Annotated in this window: 20 protein-coding genes; 10 read left to right on the top strand and 10 right to left on the bottom strand. The window is 72.2% G+C overall.

The window, feature by feature from the left end; translation table 11 throughout:
- The 4 genes from IPZ69_RS34220 to IPZ69_RS34205 all read right to left on the bottom strand — a co-directional run.
- Window positions 1-394 (bottom strand): DUF2071 domain-containing protein (locus tag IPZ69_RS34220; RefSeq protein WP_235458568.1); only part of this gene is annotated, 394 nt, incomplete at its 3' end.
- A 32-nt stretch (window positions 395-426) separates the two neighbouring features.
- A complete protein-coding gene (locus tag IPZ69_RS34215; RefSeq protein WP_235458567.1) occupies window positions 427-642 on the bottom strand; it encodes a tautomerase family protein in 216 nt (71 codons plus the stop codon).
- Between the two features lie 43 nt (window positions 643-685).
- Window positions 686-1594 (bottom strand): SDR family oxidoreductase, encoded by a 909-nt coding sequence (locus IPZ69_RS34210; RefSeq protein WP_235458566.1) that lies wholly within the window; start codon window positions 1592-1594, stop codon window positions 686-688.
- Window positions 1595-1686: 92 nt separating this feature from the next.
- Entirely contained in the window at window positions 1687-2514 is an 828-nt protein-coding gene (locus tag IPZ69_RS34205; protein ID WP_235458565.1) for an SDR family oxidoreductase, read from the bottom strand.
- Window positions 2515-2697: 183 nt separating this feature from the next.
- Here IPZ69_RS34205 and IPZ69_RS34200 point away from each other — a divergent pair, with 183 nt between their 5' ends.
- The 6 genes from IPZ69_RS34200 to IPZ69_RS34175 all read left to right on the top strand — a co-directional run bounded on the left by IPZ69_RS34200 (window position 2698) and on the right by IPZ69_RS34175 (window position 8333).
- Window positions 2698-3570: a helix-turn-helix transcriptional regulator gene (locus IPZ69_RS34200; RefSeq protein WP_235458564.1), complete on the top strand. Its 873-nt coding sequence runs from the start codon at window positions 2698-2700 to the stop codon at window positions 3568-3570.
- Between the two features lie 192 nt (window positions 3571-3762).
- Window positions 3763-4440: a leucine-rich repeat domain-containing protein gene (locus IPZ69_RS34195; protein WP_235458563.1), complete on the top strand. Its 678-nt coding sequence runs from the start codon at window positions 3763-3765 to the stop codon at window positions 4438-4440.
- Window positions 4441-4539: 99 nt separating this feature from the next.
- Window positions 4540-5241 carry a hypothetical protein gene (locus tag IPZ69_RS34190; RefSeq protein ID WP_235458562.1) on the top strand — a complete coding sequence of 234 codons (702 nt, stop codon included), beginning with the start codon at window positions 4540-4542 and terminating at the stop codon, window positions 5239-5241.
- Window positions 5242-5424: 183 nt separating this feature from the next.
- Window positions 5425-5670, top strand: coding sequence for a ferredoxin (locus IPZ69_RS34185; protein WP_235458561.1), 246 nt, complete (start codon window positions 5425-5427; stop codon window positions 5668-5670).
- Entirely contained in the window at window positions 5660-7051 is a 1392-nt protein-coding gene (locus IPZ69_RS34180) for an NAD(P)/FAD-dependent oxidoreductase (protein ID WP_235458560.1), read from the top strand. The genes IPZ69_RS34185 and IPZ69_RS34180 overlap by 11 nt, the downstream gene beginning before the upstream one ends.
- 43 nt (window positions 7052-7094) lie before the next feature.
- Window positions 7095-8333 (top strand): cytochrome P450, encoded by a 1239-nt coding sequence (locus IPZ69_RS34175; RefSeq protein ID WP_235458559.1) that lies wholly within the window; start codon window positions 7095-7097, stop codon window positions 8331-8333.
- Window positions 8334-8363: 30 nt separating this feature from the next.
- On the opposite strand, the gene IPZ69_RS34170 is transcribed toward IPZ69_RS34175, so the two are convergent.
- The 5 genes from IPZ69_RS34170 to IPZ69_RS34150 form a co-directional block, all read right to left on the bottom strand.
- A complete protein-coding gene (locus tag IPZ69_RS34170) occupies window positions 8364-9239 on the bottom strand; it encodes a YhjD/YihY/BrkB family envelope integrity protein (protein WP_235458558.1) in 876 nt (291 codons plus the stop codon).
- Window positions 9240-9456: 217 nt separating this feature from the next.
- The gene (locus tag IPZ69_RS34165; RefSeq protein ID WP_235458557.1) at window positions 9457-11487 is read right to left on the bottom strand and encodes a trypsin-like serine peptidase; all 2031 of its coding nucleotides are present in this window, start codon (window positions 11485-11487) and stop codon (window positions 9457-9459) included.
- A gap of 6 nt (window positions 11488-11493) precedes the next feature.
- A complete protein-coding gene (locus tag IPZ69_RS34160) occupies window positions 11494-13341 on the bottom strand; it encodes a peroxidase family protein (RefSeq protein ID WP_235458556.1) in 1848 nt (615 codons plus the stop codon).
- Between the two features lie 58 nt (window positions 13342-13399).
- The gene (locus IPZ69_RS34155; RefSeq protein ID WP_235458555.1) at window positions 13400-15310 is read right to left on the bottom strand and encodes a GMC family oxidoreductase; all 1911 of its coding nucleotides are present in this window, start codon (window positions 15308-15310) and stop codon (window positions 13400-13402) included.
- The gene (locus IPZ69_RS34150; RefSeq protein WP_235458554.1) at window positions 15307-15744 is read right to left on the bottom strand and encodes a hypothetical protein; all 438 of its coding nucleotides are present in this window, start codon (window positions 15742-15744) and stop codon (window positions 15307-15309) included. The genes IPZ69_RS34155 and IPZ69_RS34150 overlap by 4 nt, the downstream gene beginning before the upstream one ends.
- A 250-nt stretch (window positions 15745-15994) precedes the next feature.
- Here IPZ69_RS34150 and IPZ69_RS34145 point away from each other — a divergent pair, with 250 nt between their 5' ends.
- Window positions 15995-16804, top strand: a complete 810-nt coding sequence (locus IPZ69_RS34145; RefSeq protein WP_235458553.1) for a hypothetical protein — start codon at window positions 15995-15997, stop codon at window positions 16802-16804.
- Window positions 16805-16830: 26 nt separating this feature from the next.
- On the opposite strand, the gene IPZ69_RS34140 is transcribed toward IPZ69_RS34145, so the two are convergent.
- On the bottom strand, window positions 16831-17922 hold the full coding sequence (locus tag IPZ69_RS34140; protein ID WP_235458552.1) for an alpha/beta hydrolase: 1092 nt from the start codon (window positions 17920-17922) through the stop codon (window positions 16831-16833).
- 305 nt (window positions 17923-18227) lie between these two features.
- Between IPZ69_RS34140 and IPZ69_RS34135 the strand changes: the two genes are divergently transcribed.
- The 3 genes from IPZ69_RS34135 to IPZ69_RS34125 all read left to right on the top strand — a co-directional run bounded on the left by IPZ69_RS34135 (window position 18228) and on the right by IPZ69_RS34125 (window position 23267).
- On the top strand, window positions 18228-21602 hold the full coding sequence (locus IPZ69_RS34135) for a pyruvate carboxylase (RefSeq protein WP_235458569.1): 3375 nt from the start codon (window positions 18228-18230) through the stop codon (window positions 21600-21602).
- Between the two features lie 150 nt (window positions 21603-21752).
- The gene (locus tag IPZ69_RS34130) at window positions 21753-22319 is read left to right on the top strand and encodes a PadR family transcriptional regulator (RefSeq protein ID WP_235458551.1); all 567 of its coding nucleotides are present in this window, start codon (window positions 21753-21755) and stop codon (window positions 22317-22319) included.
- A 72-nt stretch (window positions 22320-22391) separates the two neighbouring features.
- Complete coding sequence (locus IPZ69_RS34125) at window positions 22392-23267, top strand: PP2C family protein-serine/threonine phosphatase (RefSeq protein ID WP_235458550.1); 876 nt, start codon at window positions 22392-22394, stop codon at window positions 23265-23267.
- Window positions 23268-23292 lie beyond the last annotated feature (25 nt).

Raw genomic sequence — 23292 nt, 5'->3', positions numbered from 1 at the left:
GCCGCAGGCGCATCGCCGACCACCGGTACGGCAGCCGCACGCCGAGCCGGCCCACCAGCACCGGCAGGAGCCGCGCCGCGTCCAGGGACCGGAACACGACGCCGCGCCGCCCGTGCTCGTCCACCGAGTACAGGCGCACGTTCGTCTCGCAGAAGGTGCCCAGATACGGCAGTCCCGGCCCCGGCCCCAGGCCGACGCCCCGCATCAGGAACGGGACCAGTCCGACGTACGTGACCCCGTCCAGGGTGTCGGGGCGGGTACCGGGCGGAAGCAGACCGGCCACCCGCTCCGGCTCCACCGGCCAGTGCAGGAAGGTGAGTTCGTGCCAGCCCTGGACGAGCGTCGGGCGTCGCACGGGCCGTGGAGTGGTCAGGGTGACCGGCTCGATCTCCATGGCCCAGAGTCTTAGCACGGACGTACGAGTGCTCAGTCGTCGGGGGAGCCCTGGATCATGGCCAGGGTCAGCACGTTGCCGCCGATGCCCCAGCCGCCGTCCGTGACCTCCTCGACGAGGACCAGGGTGGTGGCGCGGGCCCGCTCGCCGTAGATCTCGACGTACAGCTCGGTGGTGCGCTCGACGATCCGCTCCTTCTGCTTCTCGTCGAGACTTCCCGCGGGGACCTTGAAGTTGGCGAACGGCATGGTGGTTCTCCTTCTGGAACAGGTGATGACAGGGGAGACGGGCTTACAGGGAACTGGCGGCGGTGAGCAGGTCGTCCAGTCCGGCGCGGCGGAAGAACTCGGCGCGGACGCGGTCGGCGACCGCGGAGACGACCTCGCTGCCGTCGCGGGCGGGGTCGACATGGGTGCGCAGCGGCCGGGTGCCGGCGGGCCGGGCCACCAGTCGTACGACGGCCTCGGCGACCTGCGCGGCGTCGGCGTCCGGCGGGACGAGCGCCGCCAGTCTCCGGTCGAGGCCGGCCAGCAGGGGGCCGTAGCGCTCGTCGTAGGCGGCGGCCCGCTCGGTGTCGGCGGGCGCGCCGGCGTGCAGGAAATGGTGGGTGCCGGAGGTGAAGGCGCCCGGCACGACGATCGCGGTGTCGATGCCGAACCGGAGCACCTCGGCGGCGTAACTGACCGCCAGGGCGTCCATCGCGGCCTTCGCGGCGAAGTACGGTCCCAGGAACGGCGGGCAGCCGCCGCGGGTGCTGGAACTGCCGATCCACACCAACAGGCCCTCGCCCCGCGCCCGCAGCCGGGGCAGCGCGGCGCGGTTGACCCGCTGGGCGCCCAGGACGTTGACGTCGTACAGCTGGGCCAGTTGCTCGGGGGTGAAGGCCTCGGCGGGGCCGGTGACCATGTGCCCCGCGTTGTGGACGACCACGTCCAGCCGGCCTTCGGCCGCCATGATCCGGGCGACGGCACGGTCGGCGGACTCCTGGTCGGTGACGTCGAGTTCGACGGCGTGCAGGCGCACGGTGTGGTCGGTGGCGAAGCGGCTCAGCTCGGCCACCGCGGGCGCGTTGCGGGTGGCCGTCTGCCGGATGCCCGCGTAGACCGTGTGCCCGGCGCGGGCGAGCGCGCGGACGGTCAGCGCGCCGAAGCCGCTGGAGGCGCCGGTCACCAGGATGGTTCTCGGGGTGTCGGATGGCATGGAATCCTCAGCATGTACGGGATGTACGGGATGTAGGGGATGTGCGGAACGTACGGCGGGGGCCGTGCCGGTTCCGGGGAGCACCGCGGCCGTCAGACGATGCCGCCGTTGGCGCGGACGACCTGGCCGTTGACCCAGTGACCGGCCGGTGAGGCGAGGAAGGCCACCAACTCGGCGATGTCGGCGGGCTCGCCGAGGCGCTCCAGCGGCGGCTGGGCGGCCAGCCGGGCGATCGTCGCCTCGTCCTTGCCGTCGAGGAACAGGTCGGTGGCGGTGGGGCCGGGGGCCACGGCGTTGACGGTGACGTCCCGTCCGCGCAGCTCGCGCGCGAGGATCATGGTGAGTGCCTCGACCGCGCCTTTGCTCGCGCTGTAGGCGCCGTACGTGGGCGGGGCCAGACCCACCACGGACGTGGAGAACGCGACGAACGCTCCGCCCCGCCTGATCCTGCGGGCGGCCTGCTGGGCGACCACGAAGGAGCCGCGGATGTTGGTGCGGTGCATCGCGTCGAGCTGTGCCAGGTCCAGTTCGGCGATCGGGGCCAGATACATGCGGCCGGCCGCGTGCACGACCACGTCGACCCCGCCGAACTCGGACTCGGCCGTCGCGAACAGCGCGGCCACCTGCTCCTCGTCGGCCACGTCCGCCTGCACGGCGACGGCCCGGCCGCCGGCCGCGGTGACCTCCTTGACGGCGGCGTCGGCGAGGTGGCGGTTGCCGGCGTACCCGACCACGACGGCGAAACCGTCGGCGGCCAGCCGGCTCACCGTCTCGCGGCCGATGCCGCGCGAGCCGCCGGTGACGATCGCGACCCGGGGCCGGTCGGTGCCGGGGACCGAGGCCGCGGACCGGGTGGCGGACTCCTGAACCGTGGACTCCTGAGATGTGGACTCGTGAGGGGAGGATTCCTGGGTGGACATGCGGACTCCTGCGGAAAGTGCCGTACGGGCGCCACGACGGATCGGCCGGGGCGGCGGGCGGACGCCTCGGCGTCCTGCCCGCCCCTCCACCCTGGGCCGTGGTTCCCGCGGGAACCACGGCTGCCTTCACCCTGGGGTTGCCGACCCCTGGTTCGGGCCGCCGGCACGAGTGACCATGGTGGGGTGAACCATTCGGAGCTCGCCGCCTTCCTGAAGACCCGCCGCGACCGGGTCCGCCCGGCCGACGTCGGCCTGCCCGTCGGCCCCCGCCGCCGGGTGCCCGGACTGCGGCGCGAGGAGGTCGCCCAGCTGGCGGGCCTGTCCGCGGACTACTACACCGAGCTGGAACGCGGTCGCGGCGCCCAGCCCTCGGCCCAGGTGCTGGCCGCCCTCGCCCGCGCGCTGCGGCTGAACGGCGACGAACGCGACCACCTCTTCCGGCTCGCCGACCGCCCGCTGCCCCCCGCGTCGTACGGCCCGTCCGCGCACGCCCAGCCGGCCCTGCTCGGCCTGCTGGACCGGCTCACCACCACGCCCGCCCAGGTCATCTCCGACCTGCACGAGACACTGGCCCAGAATCCGCTCGCCGTGGCGCTCCTCGGTCCGCGCCGTGCGGTCAAGGGACCCGCGGCGAGCTTCGTGTACCGCTGGTTCACCGAACCCGACGCCCGGAAGCTGTACCCGCTCAAGGACCACCCCCATCACTCCCGGGTCTTCGTCGCCGACCTCCAGGCGGTCGCCGCGCGGCGCGGCCAGGACCCGGAGGTGACCCGCATGGTGGCCGCGCTGCGCCGGCACAGCGAGGAGTTCGCGGCCCTGTGGGAGACCCGCGACGTCGCCGTACGCCGCGCCGACCACAAGCGGATCGTCCATCCCGCCCTGGGCGTCATCGAGGTGGACTGCCACAGCCTGCTCAGCGAGGACGGCCGGCAGCGCCTCCTGTGGTTCTCCGCGCCCCCCGGCACCGAGGGCGCCGCCCAACTGGAGCTCCTCTCGGTGATCGGCACCCAGGACATGACCACCGACGTGGACGAGCTCGGCCGCCGCCGAGGCTGAACGGGGACCCGCAACTCGCCCTCGTCGCAGGCCTGTTCGACCGGTGGTAGTAGCTTGAGCGCCATGAATGGGGACGGAGAAGCGCGAGTCTTTCCGAATCGGTGGGCCGACGCGGCGGGCCCGGGTGGTGCGGAGCCGAGCAAGGACCTGTGCCAGTGCTTCGAGCGGCACCGCGGGGCACCGCAGCCGAGCGTGCGCTTTCACGCCGAGCGGCAGGACACGACGGCACCGGGCTGGCTGCACCTCCTGGAGCTGATCGAGGAGGCGGCGGCCGACGGTCGCGAGGAGTTCAGGCCGCTGGCCGAACTCCCCGCGCACGAGCGGCGCCGGATCATCACGCTGCCGGCGAGCATCGCCAAGCTCAAGGCGGTGCGGCACCTGGTCCTGTACGGCAGCAACCTGGTCCGCATCCCGCCGGAGATCGGCGCGATGCAGAGCCTGGAGGAGTTCACCCCGTACACATCGAGCCGACTGCACTGGTTCCCGTACGAACTGACCCGCTGCCCGAACCTGCGGCGCAGCACGGTCAGCACCCGCTGGCTCTACGGCAACTTCAAGCTGCGCCCCCAGTTCCCCCCGCTCGGGGCGCCGACCCCCCGGACGGCGGACCTCGACCTCGGTGACCTCGACCCGGGGACCTGGGGCGTCGAGGCGGTCCACGCCTGCAGCGTCTGCGCCGGACCCGTGCCCGCATCCGGCGTTCACCAGGTCTGGATCTCGCTGACCGTCGCCACCGACGTACTGCCGCTCCTGGTCAACGCCTGCTCGCAAGGCTGTGTCGACGCACTGCCCGAGCCGCCCGCCCACTACGTCCCCACTCCGCACCGGGGCGGCCCTTCCGTCGCCCAGCCCCCCGCCGGACGTAGGTGAACGGGGGCCCGGCTAGCCCGATCGCGGCGTCGTAGTTGCGGCCGTCGCGCGGAGGCTGCTTGCTGGAGGCGGGGTCGCCGGACAGGAAGTGAGCCGGGCATGCGGACAACGGGGCCGGGGCAGAGGCCGGCAGCGGGGCCGGGGCAGAAGGCGCTGGAGACCCCGCGGGCCGCCGGGCTGGCGGGGATCGTGTTCGGGCTGCTGCTCGCGGCGGCCATCGTGCTGATGCGGCTGGGCATTCCGCAGGGCGCCGACGCGGTCACCGCCCAGGGCTTCGAGGACTCGACGCGGCGCGGGGTGGTTCAGGCGGCCCTGAGGCTCGTGCCGTTCGCGGGCATCTTCTTCCTGTGGTTCGTCGGCGCCGTACGGGCCCATGTCGGGGAGGCCGAGGACAAGTTCCTCGCCACCGTCCTCCTCGGCAGCGGGTTGGTCTTCACCGCCACGATGTTCGGGGCCGCGGCGGCGGCCTGGGGCGTGCTCGCCGTCGCCTACCCGCCCGGGAGCTCCCCGGCGCTCGCCGCCTGGAACTTCGGCCGTCACTTCGCGTACACCCTGATGATCGGGTACGCGATGCGGATGGCGGCGGTCTTCACCTGCTCGATGTCGGTGATCGGGCACCGCCTCGGCGTCCTGCCGCGCTGGCTCACCCTGCTGGGCTTCCTGACCGCCGTGATCCTGCTCTTCGTCGCGCCGAGCGTCCCGTGGTCCGAGCTGGTGTTCCCGGCCTGGACGCTGGTGTTGGGCACACACATCTTCGTGGAGAACGGGCGGAACCGGTCGAGGGCCGCGGCGGCGGGGTGAACCCCGGCGCACGCGGGCGGGCCCGCGTCGGTTCCCCCGGACCGTCACTCGACCGGAGCGTCCCGACGAGCGCCGCCCCCGCCCCGGATTCCATGCTGGCAGGTGGGAGATGACCGCCGTCCGGAGGCGCCCGCCCGCCCGGCGGTGTGCTCCGGACCTGGCCGCACAAAGGGCGGAGCGTCGATGAGGCTTGTCGTCGATCTCAACAAATGCCAGGGCTACGCGCAGTGCGCGTTCCTCGCGCCGGACGTCTTCGCCATGCACGGCGAGGAATCGCTCGTCTACGACCCACGGGTCGAGGAGGAGCAGCGGGAGAGACTGGCGCGCGCCGTCGCCGCCTGTCCCGTCCAGGCGATCACCGCCGACGGACTCGACGGCTCCGGAGCCGCGCCCGCCGGCACCGCTCAGGAGCCGTCCGATGGCAGCTGACTACCTGGACCGGCTCAGGCGGGAGGGCCGGATCGTCATCGTGGGCGCGTCCCTGGCGGGCCTGCGCGCCGCCGAGACGCTGCGCGCCGAGGGTTTCACCGGCTCGCTCACCATGGTCGGCGACGAGCCGTACGAACCCTACGACCGGCCGCCGCTGTCGAAGGCGGTCATGCTCGGCAAGGCGTCCGCGCTCCACACCGAGCTGCCCCGGCGCCGCGAGATCGACGCGAAGTGGCGCCTCGGCGTCGCGGCGACCGGTCTCGACATGGCGGCCAGGCGGGTCCGGCTGGCCGACGGGGACGAGGTCGAGTACGACCGACTGCTGATCGCCACCGGCACACGCGCCCGCCCCTGGCCGAGGGAGGCGGAGGCCCGGCTGGACGGCGTCCACCTGCTGCGGACCCGGGACGACGCGGCCGCCCTGTACCGGCGGCTGAAGGCCGGGCCGCGCCGGGTGTTCATCATCGGCGCCGGCTTCTCCGGCTGTGAACTCGCCTCGGCCTGCCGGGAGATGGGCATCGCCGTCACGGTGGCGGAACGCGCCGGCGCCCCCCTGGTGGGCGCGCTCGGCGGGGTCGTGGGCGCGGTGTCCGCGGACATGCACACCGAGAACGGGGTGGACCTGCGCACCGGCGTCATGGTCACCGCGCTGGAGGGCGACTCGGTGGGCCGGGTGCGCGCCGCCCACCTCTCCGACGAGAGTGTCGTCGAGACGGACCTCGTGGTGGTCTCGCTCGGCTCGATGCGCAACACCGAGTGGCTGAACGGGTCCGGGCTCGGCGCGGGCCCCCGGGGCATCGCCTGTGACGCGGGCTGCCGGGCCTTCGACTTCCGGGGCATCGTCACCGACGACATCTTCGTCGCGGGCGACGTGGCCCGGTCCCCGCACGCGCTGTTCGGCTACCAGTTCCTGTCCCTCGAACACTGGGGCAACGCCGTCGCGCAGGCCGAGACCGCCGCCCACAACATGATCAGTCCCAGCTCCGAGCGGCGCCCGCACCTGTGGGTGCCCGCCTTCTGGTCGTCACAGTTCGGCGTGAACATCAAGTCGGTCGGTGTCCCGCCGATGGGCGAGCAGATCATGATCACGCAGGGCTCGCTGGCCGAGCGCCGGTTCGTCGGCGTGTACGGCTTCCAGGGCCGGATCATCGCCGCCGTGAGCTTCGACAACACGCGGTGGCTTGAGTTCTACCAGCGGCAGATCGAGCGGGGCGCGCCCTTCCCGGTGGAGTTCCCGACGGTCGACCGCCGCCCGGAGAACCGGCAGCCACTGCCCGCCGACTTCCCGGACCCGTCCCTGCCGACGCACGGCCCGACCGTGACCCTCAGCGGATACTCGCCGGCCGACCGGCAGCTGGTCTTCACCCCGGGCCGGCACTGACGGCTGCCCGGCTCCTCGACACACCACGCCCCAAGGACCGCTCATGACGCAAGCCTCGCTCCTGCGGCAGATCACCGCCTTCGCCAATCGCGCCAACCCGTATCCGCTGTACGAGGAGCTCCGCAAGACACCGGTGCTGCTCGACGAGGAGGGCGGTCCGTACGTCATCAGTTCCTACTGGGACATCGAGAGCCTGCTCCACGACCCGCGGATCAGCTCCGACGCCGCCAACCTCGCCGCCGCGGGCGCCGACACGGCGAACGGGCCGGAACAGACGGGGCTGCCGCCGTCGTTCATCCGGCTCGACCCGCCGGAGCACGACCGGCTGCGGCGGATCGCCAACCAGGCCTTCGGCCCGCCGCACCGGCCGCGCCGCATCGACGGGATGCGCGGCGAACTCCACCGGATCGTCACCGAACTGATCGACGGCTTCGGCGACGCGCGGCAGATCGACCTGGTCGACCAGTTCGCCTACCCCTTCCCGGTGACCGTCATCTGCCGGCTGCTCGGGGTGCCGCGCGAGGACGAGCCGCGCTTTCGCGCCTGGGTCGACCCCATCGTGGCCGGACTGGATCCGGAGACCCAGCAGGGCGTCGATTCCGAGTTCGCCAAGAGCGCGCAGGAAGCGCGGATGCAGCTCGGCATGTACCTGTCCGGGCTGGTCGACCAGCGCGCCAAGGAACCGCGGGACGACCTGCTGTCCGACCTGGTGACCAGTCAGGGCCCGGACGGGGCCATGACGATGATGGAGGTCCTGTCCACCTCGGTGCTGCTGCTCATCGCGGGCCACGAGACGACCGTCAACCTGATCACCAACGGCATGCTCACCCTGCTGCGCCACCCGGACGTCCTGCAGCGGCTGCGCGACGACCCGGGCCTGTCCGTCAAGATCGTGGAGGAACTCCTGCGGTACGAGCCGCCGGTGCAGCTCGTGCCCCAGCGCACCTGCATCGCCGATATCGAACTGCGTGGCGTCACCATCCCGAAGGGCTCGCGGATCTGGCTCGTGCTCGCCGCGGGCAACCGGGACCCGGAGCGCTTCACCGACCCCGACCGGTTCGACCCGGACCGCGAGGACATCCAGCACCTCGGCTTCGGCAGCGGCATCCACAGTTGCTTCGGCGCGCCCCTGGCCCGGCTGGAGGCCCAGATCGCCCTGACCGAACTGGCCCGCAGGCTCGGCAACCCCCGCCTGGACGAGGATCCGCCGCCCTACCGCCAGAACGCGGTCCTGCGCGGCCCGCGACACCTGAACATCAGCTTCGACGAGCTGCGTCCCTAGCCGACCCGGCCGAAACGTACGGCCGCCGGCTCATGGCTCGTCCGAGTTCTTGGGGCGGCGGTGCGGCATCTGTTCCTTGGCGGTCCGCCAGCGTGAGCGGGTCTGTTCGACCACGCCGTCCCACTGGCGGCGGATCTCGCGCTCGGAAGGGCGCTCGCCCCGGCTGATCCGGACGAGTTCGTCCCGTACCTCCCGGCCGAGTGCCGCCGAGCCGACGAGGAGCAGCATGGCGCCGAAGAGGGCCGAGATCATCGCGAAGACGGCGCCGACCGAGCCGTAGCGCGCGGCGTAGGTGTTGAACAGATGCGGCAGGTAGACGGACGCGCCCACCGAGTAGAGCCCCGCGAGCACGGACGCCGTGACGCCGAACGGCAGCAGGCCCGCCCAGGTGATCCGCCCGGCGGACAGGAGCCGGCCGGTCCACACGAGGAACGCGCCGGTCACCGGCACCTCGCAGATGACGGCCACCAGTCCCAGCCGGTGGGCGCCCAGAAACGCGTTCAGCCACCCGGAGACCACCAGGTAGACACCCAGCGTGAGGATCCACCCCAGGCCGTTGCGCGTGTTGCGCACGCTCAGCGGCTTCAGTTCCCACGTCTGCTCGAACAGCCGTTGACTGGCACGGGCGAAGCTCAGCGCGGAGATGGTCAGGAACACGACCCCGAAGTAGCCCGTGCTCGCGTCGCTGTTGCCGGTGGGGCCGAAGAGGGACGTGACCGATTCGGCGCCCGCTCCGGTCAGGCCGTAATGGTTGATGATCCGCTTGGCGATGTCCTCCTCCCCGAAGGCGTCCAGGACGGAGCCCATGACGATCGCGAGCGGGATCAGCGCGGTCAGCGCGCTGGAGGCCAGAGCCATCGAGCGGTCGAAGCCCACGATCTTCTGGAACCGGCTGACGACACGCAACGCGAAGTCCGGACGCAGCCAGAACGTCAGCGTTCTGATGACGCGTTCGCGGTGGATCCCGGCCGTCCTGCCCTCCGTGGGGATCGGGGTGGAGATGGGGGCCTGTGTGGCGGCGCCAGCCTAACGGCGGGTGATCGCGACCGGCGGGACCGCTCGCCCGCCGTCACCCGCATGGCCCGTCGGAGCCCGTTGCCCGGTCGTCCCGGCAGGACGTCGGTCATCCGGGACCGAGATGACGGCCGATCACCTCCGCGACCTCGGCGTGCGAGAGGTACTCCACGATGCTGTGGGCCCGGTCGCGGGCGTTGAGGACGGCGAGGTCGGTCGGACCGTCCGCCCAGTCGTCGGCCAGCGGGCAACCGATGGCCACGGCATCGGCCGGGGACCAGGCGTTGAGCCAGTCCGTCACCGCCTCGGGCCGCTTCGGCCCGCCGGAGAGCAGCCGGTTGTAGACGCTGTCCAGTCCGAGCGGGCTGCCTGCCGTGGTGAGGTGGATGGGGCGCACGCCGGGGGACAGCCGGGTGATGAGGTCCATGCCGACGACCGTGCCGAGGCTGTGGCTGACGAGGATCAGCTCTCCCTCGTCCGGCATCGTGTCGAGCACGCAGTCCAGGACCGTGTCACGGGTGCCCGGGTCGTCGAGGTAGGCGGCCACGTCGCGGAAGACCAGGGCGATGGTCCACGCGTCGAGGTCGCTCCGCCCGGCCAGCCAGCTCAGCTGCCGCTGCAGGGTCCCGACCACGTCGCCGAGGCCGATCCGCTCGGCGGCCGGCCGATCGCCCCCGGGGACGGCCTGCGGGATGTCCCACCGGGCGGCGGCCTCGCCGACGATCTCCTCGTACACCGCGCGGGTGGTCGGTGAGACGGGCGCGGCCGCCTCCGCCTCGGCCGTGAGGCTCGTCGCCTCGACGAGCCGGGGGACGGCCTCGTGCGCGGAGAGGGCCTGGGCCAGCCGGTCACCGTAGTAGGGGAACCAGGTGTCGGCGGGGTCCACCGGAGCGAGGCCGGCGCGGACGAGCCCCTGGTTGAGTCCGGCCGCCCATTCGCGGCGGAGCTTCTCGGGGTCCTTGCCCTCCTGGGAGCGGCCGTGCAGGAAGACGAGATGCCGCTTGCCGCCGAACGCGCCGTCCCGGGCCCGCAGTCCCGTGTGCGGGACGGCCGCCTCGGCCGCCGCGAGGGGTCCGGGTGCCGGGGGAGTCACGGCGGCGACCGCGGCGACCGCGGCACCGCCCAGCCCCGACTCCGGCCCCATCTCCGTCAGCAGGTCCCGCTCCCGCTCGGTGAGGGGCAGCGCGGCGAGGTGCCGCAGGATGGAGCTGACGCGGACGCCCTCGTTGGACACCCAGTCGATGGCGTCGTCCCCGTCGCCGGGCTGCCACACCTGACCGTCCCGGCGCAGGACTTGACCCCGCTCGTCGGTCTTCGGCACCCCGCTGTGGTGGAGGGCGACGACCTCCCACTGGTCGTTGAAGACCGGGGAGCCCGAATTCCCGGGCTCGGTGTCCGTCTTGTACTGCAGGAAGTCGTCGAGCCGCACCTGGAGCATGTTGTCGCGGACGGCGATCTCCTTCAGGCGCCCCATCGGATGCCCGATGACGTTGACCGGCTCACCGATGACCAGCTTGCCCGGCTGGACGCTCAGCCGGTTCCAGCCGAACGTCTGGCCCGGCGGCCCGGTGCCCGGACCGGCGGCGACCAGCACCAGGGCGAAGTCCAGCCGCTGGTCCGCCACGAAGAAGCCGTCCGGATCGAGCTCCAGGCGGATCGGCGCCTGCGGGGTGTTGTCGACGGTGACCTGGGCGTCGAACTCCACGAAGCACCGCCCGGCCGCCTCCGCGTCCGTGAGCACGTGATGGTTGGTCATCAGCAGCCCGGGCGAGACCAGGAAGCCGGTTCCGAGCGGGAGTTCGCGGCCGTTCTCCCGGACCGAGATCCGGGCCACGGTACGGGCCGCACGGGCGCCGCGCGGCAGGAAGCTCCACGCCTGCAACTCCTTCGACACCCCGAGGATGCGCTCGTACGCGGCCGGCGCGGCCAGCGGCTCCGCGCGGACGGCCTCCACCACCATGGCGGCGGGCACCGCGTGCCGCTCCAGCAGCCGCGTTGCGCGCGCCGCGAGCGCCTGTTCCGAGTCCGGGAAGGCCACCCCGGCGTCCTGCTGCCGCTCGACGGCTCCCCGCTCGTCGCTGGACTCGCGGTACCGTGCCGCGGCCGCCGCGAGCTGCCGCCGCCGCTCCTCGCTGCACATCTCGGCTCACTTCCCCGCGGCGGAGTGCCAGGGCACGAAGGCGTTGGTCAGCCCGGACAGGGCCGTGCGCAGCTCCGGGTGGTGACGCAGCAGCACGCTCACCATGCTGTTGTCGTCGATCCAGGCCAGTCCGGCCTTGGAGTACACCTCGGGCGTGTAGTACTCGGTGAAGAAGCGGTCGCTGTTCAGCCGGCGCGAGGCCATCAGGATGAAGATGCGGAACGCCGTGTCGCTGAAGGCGAATCCCCGCGGCAGCTTCTCCGCGTACAGCCCGACCATCAGGTCGACCTTCTCGATGTCGCCGTCGTAGAGCCACTGGATCTGCTCGGCCCACGCCCGGTTCTCCGTCAGCTCCAGGAAGTTCTCCGCGGGCTTCAGCCGCAGCAGCCGCCGGAACTCGTTGTAGCGGGGGACGCCCAGCTCCCGGGTGCGCAGGATGTCGGTGGCGGCCAGGTCCTGGAAGTGACCGTCGGGACGCTCGAACTCCTGGAGGAACTTGGGGAAGTTGTGCAGGGTGACCAGCCCGGGGTGGAGCGTGCCGAAGCTGTAGAGCAGGTCGGCCATCTTGTTGGTCTCCAGGAACTTCAGCGCTCCCGGGCCGGAGATGTCGCGCAGGGTGCACTGGCGCAGGGTGCTGTCGTCGGCGACGGCGCGCAGATGCCAGTCGTCGCGGATGAGCGGATGCATCCGGTAGACCGCCACGAACTCCTCCGTGAGGGCGTACGGGACGCCGTAGTGGTCCGTCTCGCCGCCCGGGATCCCGCTGATGACCTCGCTGCCGCTGATCCGGCCGAACAGGTTGTGGACCCGTTCGCCCGCGATGCCCCACCAGTTGGCGCGCAGCGCCTTGACGGTCGTGGGGTGGCTGATCACGGCCGGGGTCCACTCCACCGTGTGGATCTTGGCGAGCAGGGCGGCGTTCACGAGCCGGGCGCGCTGGAACAACTCCTCGTCGTCCCAGGAGGGGTACGCGGCGTGCAGGTGGTCGCAGATCGCGTTGTGCTCCCGGGTGAACAGGTCGTGCATCATGGCGAGGCCCAGCCAGAAGCCGGGAACCTGCGAGGGGTCCTGGGACGGGTCGGAGGGGATGGGGGACTGCTCGTCGTCCCACAGGTGCAGCTTGCCCGCCCGGCCGGTGCGCATCTGGCGCTGCTCGGCCTCGTTCTTGCCGTAGATCTGGGACGCGTCCCACCAGTGCGAGGACACGTTCACACGGGTGTCGGGGGTGCCGGCGGGTGCGTGCGGGTCGCGGGTCGGGTCGTCCGGGAGCCGCATGATCTTCATGGGGTGTTCCGGCCAGGGGTCGTCCTCCAGGAGGGGAACCTCCCAGGGCCGGTCCGCGGGGCTCGTGCCGTGGCTGAACCAGTCGCGGATCATGAACTGGAGCCAGGCGGCGACGAGGGAGTTGACCGATTCGGCGGGGACCAGTTCGTCCCGGGTCAGCAGCTCGCGGCTGACCCGGCGCGGGTTCGGCTCGGACAGGACCTCCCGCGGCCCGGCCGGGACGATCGACTCCAGCGGGATGTTGCGGCCGAAGCGGGTGCCCGCCATGCCCATACGCGGCTCGCCCAGGTCGTTGTGGCTGCCGTCGGCGGTCCGGTTGACCTTGTGGCTCGCGCTCGGGGGCGCGGGCTCGGGCTCGTCGACGGCCGGCAGCCGGCTGGTGTCGTGGAGGTTCTTCTGCCGGAGCCTGACCCGCAGCCCGAGGAGCGTCAGCAGACCCGCGATGACGGGCAGTTTGTCCCAGCCGATGCGGCGGTCGACGTACTCGGCGGCCTCGGTGATGATCCGCCAGGGTAGTGAGGTGCGGTATCCGGCCGGGGAAGTTCCCGCGGCGCGTCGGTTCGTGCTCATCGCGCTCCTCCTTGGGGGGCCTGGTCGTTGCGCGGGGAGGGCGGCGCGGCGGTGCCGTTCAGGCGCGGGCCGCGTCGCCGAGGATCACGTCGCTCGCCTTCTCACTGATCATGTAGATGGGGGCGGCGACGAAGAAGCCGGGAATCCGGGGGAAGACCGAGGCGTCGACGATCCGCAGCCGGTCCACTCCGCGCACCCGGAACCGGCTGTCGACCACGGCCGAGGGGTCGTCCGGGCGTCCCATCCGGCAGGTGCACGAGGCGTGGTGGCCCCAGGCCTCGTCCTGGACGAACCGGCGGATGCCGTCGCGGCCGACGGCCGCGTCGCCGGGCCACAGCTCCTCGCGGATCACCGCACCGGCCCTGCGGTTCATCCCGCGCACGAACTCCACGGCGTCGGCCATCGCTTCGAGGTCCAGACCGTCCTTGTCCGTCCCCTCGGTGAAGTAGTGGAAGGTGACCAGCGGGGTGTCACGCGGGTCGGTGGACCGCAGCAGCACCCGGCCGCCGGTGTTGTGGGTACGGCTCTTGAGGACGGCCCAGGTGAACCGGTCCTTGTGGCGCGTCAGGTCGAGGGAGTAGCCGGGGCGGTACCCCCGGAAGTCGAAGGGGCCGCCGAAGATGAACAGGTCGGGGGCGTCCAGGTCCGGGCGGGACTTGCGGGTGATGCCGAGGACGGCGCCGTTCGTCGTGTACAGGCCCTCGCCGCGCTGCCAGGCGCGGTAGCAGCGGTCCGGTTCGGCCCCCGGCTCGGGCGCGTGGAAGGCGCAGTCCCCGATGACCGGGAACGCGCTGTTCATCCGGCTGACCACGCCGACCTCGTACCGGTCCTGCAGATTCCTGCCCACGCCCTCCAGGCCCACCCGGACCTCGATGCCGTGCCGCCGCAGCTCCTCACGCGGTCCGATGCCCGAGAGCATCAGCAGCTGCGGCGTGTTGAAGGCCCCCGCGGCCAGGATCACCTCGCGGGAGGCGAGCACCCTGCGCAGCACCGGCGGGTCGGTGACCGGCGGGCTTTCGGGGTCGGCCCGGTAGGCGTGCGCCGCGTCCAGGTAGTCGACCCCCGTCGCCGCCCCGCCCTCGTCCAGCACCACGCGGGCCGCGAGCGCGTGCGTACGGACCACCAGCCGGTCAGGGCGGTCGCGCCGCACCTCCTGGACACGCTCGCGTACGGCGCTGCGTCGGCCGTTCGCCGTGGAGATCGGGATCTGCCACAGCCCTTGCGGCGCCTGTGTCTGCGCCCGCCAGTCGTTGGGGTCGACGAAGGCGCCGAACCCTTCCAGCGGGGAGAGCGGCCGGTCGAGGAAGCCGGACAGTGTCTCCTCGGCGGCGGAGAGGATGACCTTGAGCAACTGCGGGTCCTGCACGGCCAGTTGGGGGTCGGCGAGGGAGGTCGGCAGCCAGCCGTCGTATCCGTGCCGGGCGTCGTTGCGGTACCGGGACGCCACGAAGGGCAGCAGTGTCAGCAGTGCGGCGAGCAGCCGGTTGCGGGGCGGCCGCTTGGGCCTGGGCCGGTACGTGCAGCGCTCCAGCCGTTCGAAGTAGCCGCGCATCCGCGCGCTGTGCCAGCTCGCGTCGCCGGTCTCCGCCGCGATGTCGTCCCAGTCGCGGTTGTACGGATAGACGGTGATCAGCGCGTGATGCGCGGTGCAGCCGCCGACCGTCCCGGCGCGCGGATACAGGATGCCCCGGTCCGGTACGAGTTTGCTGTCGCGCAGCTGCTGCCGCTCGTCGGCGTAGTGCCGGACGAAGTAGTTCCAGCACTGGACGGGATCCTCGGAGGCGTCCGCGTGGAAGGCGGGCACGCGGTAGGTGTCGTTCTCCTCGGCGCCGCCCGCGTCGAGCAGCAGGGTGCGCATTCCCGCGGCGGCGAGGTTGGCCGCGAGCGGTCCGCCTCCCGCGCCCGCGCCGACGACGACGTAGTCGAAGCCCGTCTCGGCGGGCGGAGCGGCACCGGAGCCGGTGCTCACGTCCGTTTCCCCTTCGGGCAGTTGCCCGGCTTCCCCTTCGGGCACGGGGTCAGCGCGGCGGTCGAGGTGACGGCCAGGGCGGTGTTGACGGCCGAGATGAAGGTGGTGAGCACGGCGGTGCGCGGCGGGACCTGGCCGTGGATGCCGAGCGACGCGGCCGTGAAGGTGTCGCTGCCGTGGATGAGGATGCCGTCGCTCAGGTCCTGGCGCAGCCGTTCGCCGCTGTGGGTCAGCAGATCCATGCCGAGCAGGACCGTACGGATCCCGAAGAGCCTGAACGCGTAGACGGCCGCCGGACTCGGCGGCTCGCGGTCGGGGTCGAAGCGGCGGATGAGCAGGTCGGGCGCCAGCAGTCCGGCGGCTCCGTTGAAGAGTCTGATGGCGGCGAGTACGTAGACCGAGACAGGGCGGTGGGCGGCACTGACCGTGGTCATGACGTCTCCAGGAGGTGTGGTGATGGTCGTGGTGACGGACCGGCCGCCGAACCTCACGACGGGGGAGAGGAACACCCCGGAAGCACCCTTGAAACACTCCAATTACCACGTTATGGGACGTATCGTTCGCCTGCACCTTGAGGGATGACGTTGCATGGCCACTGAACCTGGTGGGTGATCCAAACGTCTATACGATGGCGGGCGGCAAAGGCAGAGGCGCCGAGTGAACAGCCCCTGCGAGGGGGAGTTCATGGGAGTCGGCGTGGGTGGGCAGGCGTCCGTGGTGGTGTCGCGCGTGGCGTCGTACCTCGGACGCACGCTGCGGCGCGAGTGGCACGGCATCGTCGTGGATCCCGTACGACAGCTCATGCGGCGTGGCCTGTCCGGCCTGTTCCTGGCTTTTCTGGCCGCGTTCGGGGTCATCTTCTTCCACGACATCGCGCAGCATCCGGTCGGCGCGGAGGCCGTGTGGCAGCTCGGCGGCGTCAAGGCCGACCTGCCCCTGTGGCTGGCCCTGCTGCGCACCCCGGTGTCGCTGTACGTTCCGGCGCTCGACCTGCCGGTGTGGGCGGGCATCACCCAGCTGTTCCTCGCCTTCGCCCTGGCCGAACTCACCCTCGGCCGGGCCCGCACGCTGGTCGTCGCCTATGCCACCACGCTGGCCGGCACGCTCACCGTGCGGCTGATGATCGCGCTCGGCCCCGGCTGGTGGGGCCTCGGACTGCCGGCGGAGTGCGGCAAGGTGCTGGACACCGGGCCGTCCGCGGCGGTGGTGGGCCTGTTCACGTACCTCGCCGTGGTCCGGCGCGCCCCCATCGTGTTCATGCTGACCGGCGGGTCGATGGTGTGGGAGTCGATCGCGATACCCAACCTGGCGGGCCGGGAGCACCTGATCGCGGTCGGCGCGGCGATCGTCCTGGGGCTGCTCCACGGACGCCGCCGGCCGCTGGACCTGCCGGTGCCGAGGATCGAGCGGGCGGGCAGGTCCACTTCGCGCCGCGTGCGCCGCTTCTCCCGGGCCTCCGTCCAGCTCTCCCGGGTCCGGTCCGAGGAGAACTAGAGCCTCGGAGTCGGTCACCTCACGGGTCACCGGCCGGTGGGGCGCAGCCGTTCGTCCAGGAAGGACACGACCGTCCGCCACGTCGGGGTCAGGGGACAGGCCGACGTGCCGTGGCCATTGACCGAAGTCTCCTCGTAGGCGCCCTCGCGGGTGTCGGGGTCGCTCAGCATGCCGAGCAGGGTGGCGTGCCCGGCCTTCGGGAAGGTGATCAGCCGGGCGTCGTCCCCCGCGGCGGCCAGCTTGTCGTAGAGCAGGCGGCTCTGGTCGTACGGCACGACGGTGTCGCGTTCGCCGTGGAGGATCAGGAACGGCGGGGTAGGCCGTCGCCCGATGTGGGTGAGGGGGTTCGCCGCGGCGACCAGGTACGCGGGGCACCGCTCGATGGGGCAGCCGAGCAGCCGCGACTCGGGCGAGCCAGGGTCCGCGTGGCAGCCGGTGAGACCGAACTCGGCGTCGAACGCCGCGCAGCCGTCCGGCATGTGCGCGTCCATCCGCAGGAAGTCGGTCGGCGGATAGAACGGCACGGCCGCCTGGACGGCACTGGACGGCCCGGACGTCCCGACGTCCCCCTCCAACGCCGGGACGTCCCCGGTGACGGCGGCCATCGCCGCGGTCCAGCCGCCGGACGAGTCACCCATGATCGCGATCCGGTCCGGGTCGAGGTGGTACCGGGCCGCGTTCCCGCGCAGCCAGCGGACGGCGCCCTTGATGTCGTACAGCTGGGCCGGGAACCGCGCCCGCGAGCTGGAGCGGATCGCCACGCCCGCGACCGCGTACCCGTACGGATTGAGCTGTGCGGCCACCTTGTCGGCGCCCTGGCGTCCGCTGTCCGCCAGCCAGCCCGAGCCGCTGGAGAAGACGACCAGCGGGACCGGCCGGGCGGACCGCGGGACGTAGAGGTCCAGCAGGTGGCCCTGGGTGCCGGGCGGCTCGGCGGGTGCGTAGGCGAGGTCCTTGGTGACGGCCACGCTCGCGAGCGCCGAGCCGGAGACGGGGGAGTCGGCCCCCACGGCCAGGGTGAGCACCAGGGCGGCCGCGGCCACCGCCCACGCCCGCAGGGCGCGTCCCGGGCGCGGGCTCGCCGCACCTGCCCCGGCGTGTCGACGGCGTCCGAACATCGTGCTGACTCCTCTTCGCGCGGGAGGGAAGGGAGTGATGGGCGGGAAGTGAGGGAAGGGGGGAACGGGAGGGGAGAGAGCGGGAACTTCCAGACTAGGCCCGTGCCCGCTCTCCGTCCCGGCGGACGGTGTGGCCGCGGCCTCGGCGTGGAGGCCGAGGCATCGCCGTGAAGTTCGGGTGACATGTCAATGTGATGTTTCCCGCCTTCTGGAGCCACCGGCGCGCCCCTAACGTGGCGGCGTGGCACGGCAGGGGGATGGCCGACACCATGGTGTTCGTCGCCGGCAGGCTGAAGGGATCGAGAATGTTCCGCAAGGTGCTGGTCGCCAACCGTGGCGAGATCGCGATTCGCGCGTTCCGCGCAGGCTATGAGCTGGGCGCGCGCACGGTCGCCGTCTTCCCGTACGAGGACCGCAACTCACTGCACCGGCTGAAGGCCGACGAGGCCTACGAGATCGGGCAGCCGGGGCATCCCGTGCGTGCCTACCTCTCCGTCGAGGAGATCGTGGGCGCGGCGCGCCGGGCGGGCGCGGACGCGGTGTACCCGGGATACGGCTTCCTGTCCGAGAACCCCGAACTCGCGCGCGCCTGCGAGGAGTCGGGCATCACGTTCGTCGGGCCGAGCGCCCAGACCCTGGAGTTGACCGGGAACAAGGCCCGTGCGGTGGCCGCCGCCCGCGCGGCCGGGGTACCCGTGCTCGGCTCCTCGGCCCCCTCCAACGATGTCGACGAACTCGTGCGCGCCGCCGAGGACATCGGCTTCCCGGTGTTCGTGAAGGCGGTCGCCGGCGGCGGCGGTCGCGGTATGCGCCGTGTCGAGGAGCCGGCCGCGCTGCGCGAGTCGATCGAGGCCGCCTCGCGCGAGGCGGCGTCCGCGTTCGGTGACCCGACCGTCTTCCTGGAGAAGGCCGTCGTGGATCCGCGCCACATCGAGGTGCAGATCCTCGCCGACGGACAGGGCGGCGTCATCCACCTCTTCGAGCGTGACTGCTCGCTCCAGCGCCGCCACCAGAAGGTGATCGAGCTGGCGCCCGCGCCCAACCTCGACCCCGATCTGCGCGACCGGATCTGCGCCGACGCGGTGAGGTTCGCCCGGGAGATCGGCTACCGCAACGCGGGCACCGTGGAGTTCCTGCTCGACCGCGACGGCAACCACGTCTTCATCGAGATGAACCCGCGCATCCAGGTCGAGCACACGGTGACCGAGGAGGTCACCGACGTCGACCTGGTCCAGGCCCAGTTGCGCATCGCGTCCGGCGAGACCCTCGCCGACCTCGGGCTGTCCCAGGACACCGTCACCCTGCGCGGGGCGGCCCTGCAGTGCCGTATCACGACCGAGGACCCGGCCAACGGCTTCCGCCCGGACACCGGCCGCATCAGCGCCTACCGCTCGCCCGGCGGTTCCGGCATCCGGCTGGACGGCGGCACCACGCACGCCGGTACGGAGATCAGCGCGCACTTCGACTCGATGCTGGTCAAGCTCACCTGCCGGGGCCGGGACCTGAAGGCCGCGATCGGCCGGGCCCGGCGTGCGGTCGCCGAGTTCCGCATCCGCGGCGTGGCCACGAACATCCCGTTCCTGCAAGCCGTCCTCGACGACCCGGACTTCCAGGCCGGACGGGTCACGACCTCCTTCATCGAGCAGCGGCCGTACCTGCTCACCTCCCGCACCTCCGCCGACCGCGGCACCAAGCTGCTCACCTACCTCGCGGACGTCACGGTGAACAAGCCGCACGGCGAGCGGCCCCTGCTCATCGAGCCGGCCACCAAGCTGCCGCCGCTGCCCGGGGGCGAGCCGGCGCCGGGTTCGCGGCAGCGGCTCGTCGACCTCGGCCCGGAGGGCTTCGCCCGGTGGCTGCGCGAGTCGCCGACCATCGGCGTCACCGACACCACGTTCCGCGACGCCCACCAGTCGCTGCTTGCCACCCGGGTGCGTACCAAGGACCTGCTGGCCGTGGCGCCGGCGGTGGCGCGCACGCTGCCGCAGCTGCTGTCCCTGGAGTGCTGGGGCGGCGCCACCTACGACGTCGCCCTGCGCTTCCTCGCCGAGGACCCGTGGGAGCGGCTGGCCGCCCTGCGCGAGGCCGTGCCCAACATCTGCCTCCAAATGCTGCTGCGCGGCCGCAACACCGTCGGCTACACGCCGTACCCGACCGAGGTGACCGACGCCTTCGTGCAGGAGGCCGCCGCCACCGGCATCGACATCTTCCGGATCTTCGACGCGCTCAACGACGTCGGCCAGATGCGCCCCGCCATCGACGCGGTACGGGAGACCGGCACGGCCGTCGCCGAGGTCGCCCTGTGCTACACCTCCGACCTGTCCGACCCGGGCGAGCGGCTGTACACCCTCGACTACTACCTCCGCCTGGCCGAGCAGATCGTCGAGGCCGGCGCCCACGTCCTGGCCGTCAAGGACATGGCCGGACTGCTGCGCGCCCCGGCCGCGGCCACGCTCGTCGCGGCGCTGCGCCGCGAGTTCGACCTGCCGGTGCACCTGCACACCCACGACACGGCGGGCGGACAGCTCGCCACCTACCTCGCCGCGATCCAGGCGGGCGCGGACGCGGTGGACGGAGCGGTGGCCTCCATGGCGGGCACCACGTCGCAGCCGTCCCTGTCGGCGCTCGTGGCCGCGACCGACCACTCCGAGCGCCCCACCGGCCTCGACCTCCAGGCCGTCGGGGACCTGGAGCCGTACTGGGAGAGCGTCCGCAAGATCTACGCGCCGTTCGAGGCGGGCCTGGCCTCGCCGACCGGACGCGTCTACCACCACGAGATCCCCGGCGGCCAGCTGTCCAACCTGCGCACCCAGGCCGTCGCCCTCGGCCTCGGCGACCGGTTCGAGGACATCGAGGCGATGTACGCGGCCGCCGACCGGATGCTCGGCCGCCTGGTGAAGGTCACCCCGTCCTCCAAGGTCGTGGGCGACCTGGCCCTCCACCTGGTCGGGGCCGGGGTGAACCCCGAGGACTTCGAGGCGGCCCCGAACAAGTACGACATCCCCGACTCCGTCATCGGCTTCCTGCGCGGCGAGCTGGGCACCCCGCCCGGCGGCTGGCCGGAGCCGTTCCGCAGCAAGGCGCTGCAGGGCCGGGCCGAGGCCAAGCCCGTGCAGGAGCTGACCGCCGAGGACCGGGCGGGCCTGGAGAAGTCCCCGCGCCCCACGCTCAACCGGCTGCTGTTCCCCGGCCCGACGCGCGACTTTGACACCCACCGCCAGGCGTTCGGCGACACCAGCGTGCTGGACAGCAAGGACTTCTTCTACGGTCTGCGCCCCGGCAAGGAGTACGCCGTCGACCTCGAACAGGGCGTGCGGCTGCTCATCGAGCTCCAGGCCGTCGGCGAGGCCGACGAGCGCGGCATGCGCACCGTCATGTCCAGCCTGAACGGCCAGCTGAGGCCGATCCAGGTGCGCGACAAGGCGGCGGCCTCGGACGTGCCGGTCACGGAGAAGGCCGACCGCGCCAACCCCGGGCACGTCGCGGCGCCGTTCGCCGGCGTGGTGACGCTCGCGGTGTCCGAGGGCGACGAGGTGAGCGCGGGTGCCACGGTCGCCACCATCGAGGCGATGAAGATGGAGGCGACGATCACGGCCACCAAGGACGGCAAGGTGTCCCGGCTGGCGATCAACCGCATCCAGCAGGTGGAAGGCGGCGACCTGCTGGTCGAGATCGCCTGAGGACTCGGGTCGCCCGACTGCGTCGGGCGCCCGTCGGCGCGGCCGGACCGGCAGGAGCGGTCCGGCCGCGCCGTTCGCCGTGCGCCCGCTCCCGTACGGCCGGGTCATAGTCGCCTCTTTGAGTAATCAACGGGGTGTTAGGTTGAGGTCATGGCTCTGCGCAACGCGGTGATGGCCGCGCTTCTGGAGGGTGAGGCGTCCGGCTACGACCTCGCGAAGGGCTTCGAGGCCTCGGTCGCCAACTTCTGGATGGCCACCCCGCAGCAGATCTACCGCGAGCTGGACCGCATGGCGGGCGAGGGCCTCGTCTCCGCGCGGGTCGTGCAGCAGGAGCGCCGGCCCAACAAGCGGCTCTTCTCCCTCACCGAGGCCGGCCGCGAGGCCGTGCGCGCCTACACCGCCGAGGCCACCAGCAGGCCGATGGCCATCCGCGACGAGCTGATGGTCAAGGTCCAGTGCGTGGACGTCGGCGACCTGGAGGCCGTACGCGCCGGGGTGACCGAACGCGTGGAACGGTCCGCCGCGAAGCTGGCCCGCTTCGAGCGCATGCGGGAACGCCTGCTGGCCGGGCGCACCGAGGAGGAATACCTCGCCACCGCCGAACGCGTCGGCCCCTACCTCACCCTGCAGGGCGGACTGGCCCTGGAGCGGGCCAACGTGCGCTGGGGCGAGACGGTCCTGAAGATCCTGGAACGACGCACCGCGCCACGGACCTGAGAGTGGCTATGATCCTCTCAAGGTAAAAGTAGGGGTTTGTCCGAAAAGGGCTGTTCCTCGCCGGAGTGATCGATGCCCCGCAAGCGCTCAACGGAGGACGGCGACGAGCTGCTGGTCAGACTCCGGTCGCTGACCGCACAGGCGCGCCAGCGCGCGGAGCTCCAGCGCTCCCAGGTCGAGCTGGCCATCGCCCTGCAGCGCGGCATGCTCCCCCGGGACCTTCCCTCCTCCCCCCGCCTCCACCTGGCGGTGCGGTACGCGCCCGCCTGCTACGGGCTCAACGTGGGCGGGGACTGGTACGACGCCTTCACGATGCCGGACGGACGCATCGGGCTGTCCATCGGCGACGTACAGGGGCACAACATCGAGGCCGCGGCCTTCATGGGCCAGGTCAGGGTGGGGCTGCGGGCCCTCGCCACGGTCACGAGCGAGCCGGGCGAGCTCCTCGCCCGCACGAACGACCTGCTGCTCTCCCTGGGCAGCGACCTCTTCGCCACCTGCACCTTCATGCGGCTCGACCCGTCCACGGGCGACCTGGAGAGCGCGCGGGCCGGCCACATCCCCTTCGTGTGGGCCACGGCGGACGGAAAGTCGGGGATCGCCCAGGACGAGGGGGGACCGCCGCTCGGCGTCCGGCAGGGGATGGAGTACCCCGTGACCCGCTACCGCCTCACCACGGGCGGAGTCGTCGTCCTCCTCACGGACGGTGTCGTGGAGGGGCCGTCCATGAACATCGAGGAGGGCCTCGACACGGTCGTACGCCTGGCCGGCATCGCGGCCGTCGCCGGCCTGGAGGCGCATGCGCTCGCCGCCGCCGTGATCAAGGGCGCCGAGCGCGTGGGACACGAGGACGACGCGGCCGTGCTGGTCGTGGGCCACGACGACCCGTACTCCGAGAGCGACGACCCCAACGCCCAGGATCCGCACCCGCCCGGCCTCGAACCGTAGGTCCGGGGGCTTCGGCCAGAGGGCC

Origin of the sequence: Streptomyces olivochromogenes (genome assembly GCF_021538895.1) — a bacterium.
GTDB classification, from domain to species: Bacteria; Actinomycetota; Actinomycetes; order Streptomycetales; family Streptomycetaceae; genus Streptomyces; species Streptomyces olivochromogenes_A.
Note: the sequence above shows the minus strand (reverse complement) of the source record. Positions and strands in the feature narration are given on the sequence as shown.

Bases quoted from the DNA above. Each gene is read 5' to 3' on its own strand.
- IPZ69_RS34215 (WP_235458567.1), bottom strand. From the start codon at position 642: ATGCCGTTCGCCAACTTCAAGGTCCCCGCGGGAAGTCTCGACGAGAAG.
- IPZ69_RS34210 (WP_235458566.1), bottom strand. From the start codon at position 1,594: ATGCCATCCGACACCCCGAGAACCATCCTGGTGACCGGCGCCTCCAGC.
- IPZ69_RS34205 (WP_235458565.1), bottom strand. From the start codon at position 2,514: ATGTCCACCCAGGAATCCTCCCCTCACGAGTCCACATCTCAGGAGTCC.
- IPZ69_RS34190 (WP_235458562.1), top strand. From the start codon at position 4,540: ATGCGGACAACGGGGCCGGGGCAGAGGCCGGCAGCGGGGCCGGGGCAG.
- IPZ69_RS34185 (WP_235458561.1), top strand. From the start codon at position 5,425: ATGAGGCTTGTCGTCGATCTCAACAAATGCCAGGGCTACGCGCAGTGC.
- IPZ69_RS34180 (WP_235458560.1), top strand. From the start codon at position 5,660: ATGGCAGCTGACTACCTGGACCGGCTCAGGCGGGAGGGCCGGATCGTC.
- IPZ69_RS34175 (WP_235458559.1), top strand. From the start codon at position 7,095: ATGACGCAAGCCTCGCTCCTGCGGCAGATCACCGCCTTCGCCAATCGC.
- IPZ69_RS34165 (WP_235458557.1), bottom strand. From the start codon at position 11,487: ATGTGCAGCGAGGAGCGGCGGCGGCAGCTCGCGGCGGCCGCGGCACGG.
- IPZ69_RS34160 (WP_235458556.1), bottom strand. From the start codon at position 13,341: ATGAGCACGAACCGACGCGCCGCGGGAACTTCCCCGGCCGGATACCGC.
- IPZ69_RS34150 (WP_235458554.1), bottom strand. From the start codon at position 15,744: ATGACCACGGTCAGTGCCGCCCACCGCCCTGTCTCGGTCTACGTACTC.
- IPZ69_RS34145 (WP_235458553.1), top strand. From the start codon at position 15,995: ATGGGAGTCGGCGTGGGTGGGCAGGCGTCCGTGGTGGTGTCGCGCGTG.
- IPZ69_RS34140 (WP_235458552.1), bottom strand. From the start codon at position 17,922: ATGTTCGGACGCCGTCGACACGCCGGGGCAGGTGCGGCGAGCCCGCGC.
- IPZ69_RS34135 (WP_235458569.1), top strand. From the start codon at position 18,228: ATGTTCCGCAAGGTGCTGGTCGCCAACCGTGGCGAGATCGCGATTCGC.
- IPZ69_RS34130 (WP_235458551.1), top strand. From the start codon at position 21,753: ATGGCTCTGCGCAACGCGGTGATGGCCGCGCTTCTGGAGGGTGAGGCG.
- IPZ69_RS34125 (WP_235458550.1), top strand. From the start codon at position 22,392: ATGCCCCGCAAGCGCTCAACGGAGGACGGCGACGAGCTGCTGGTCAGA.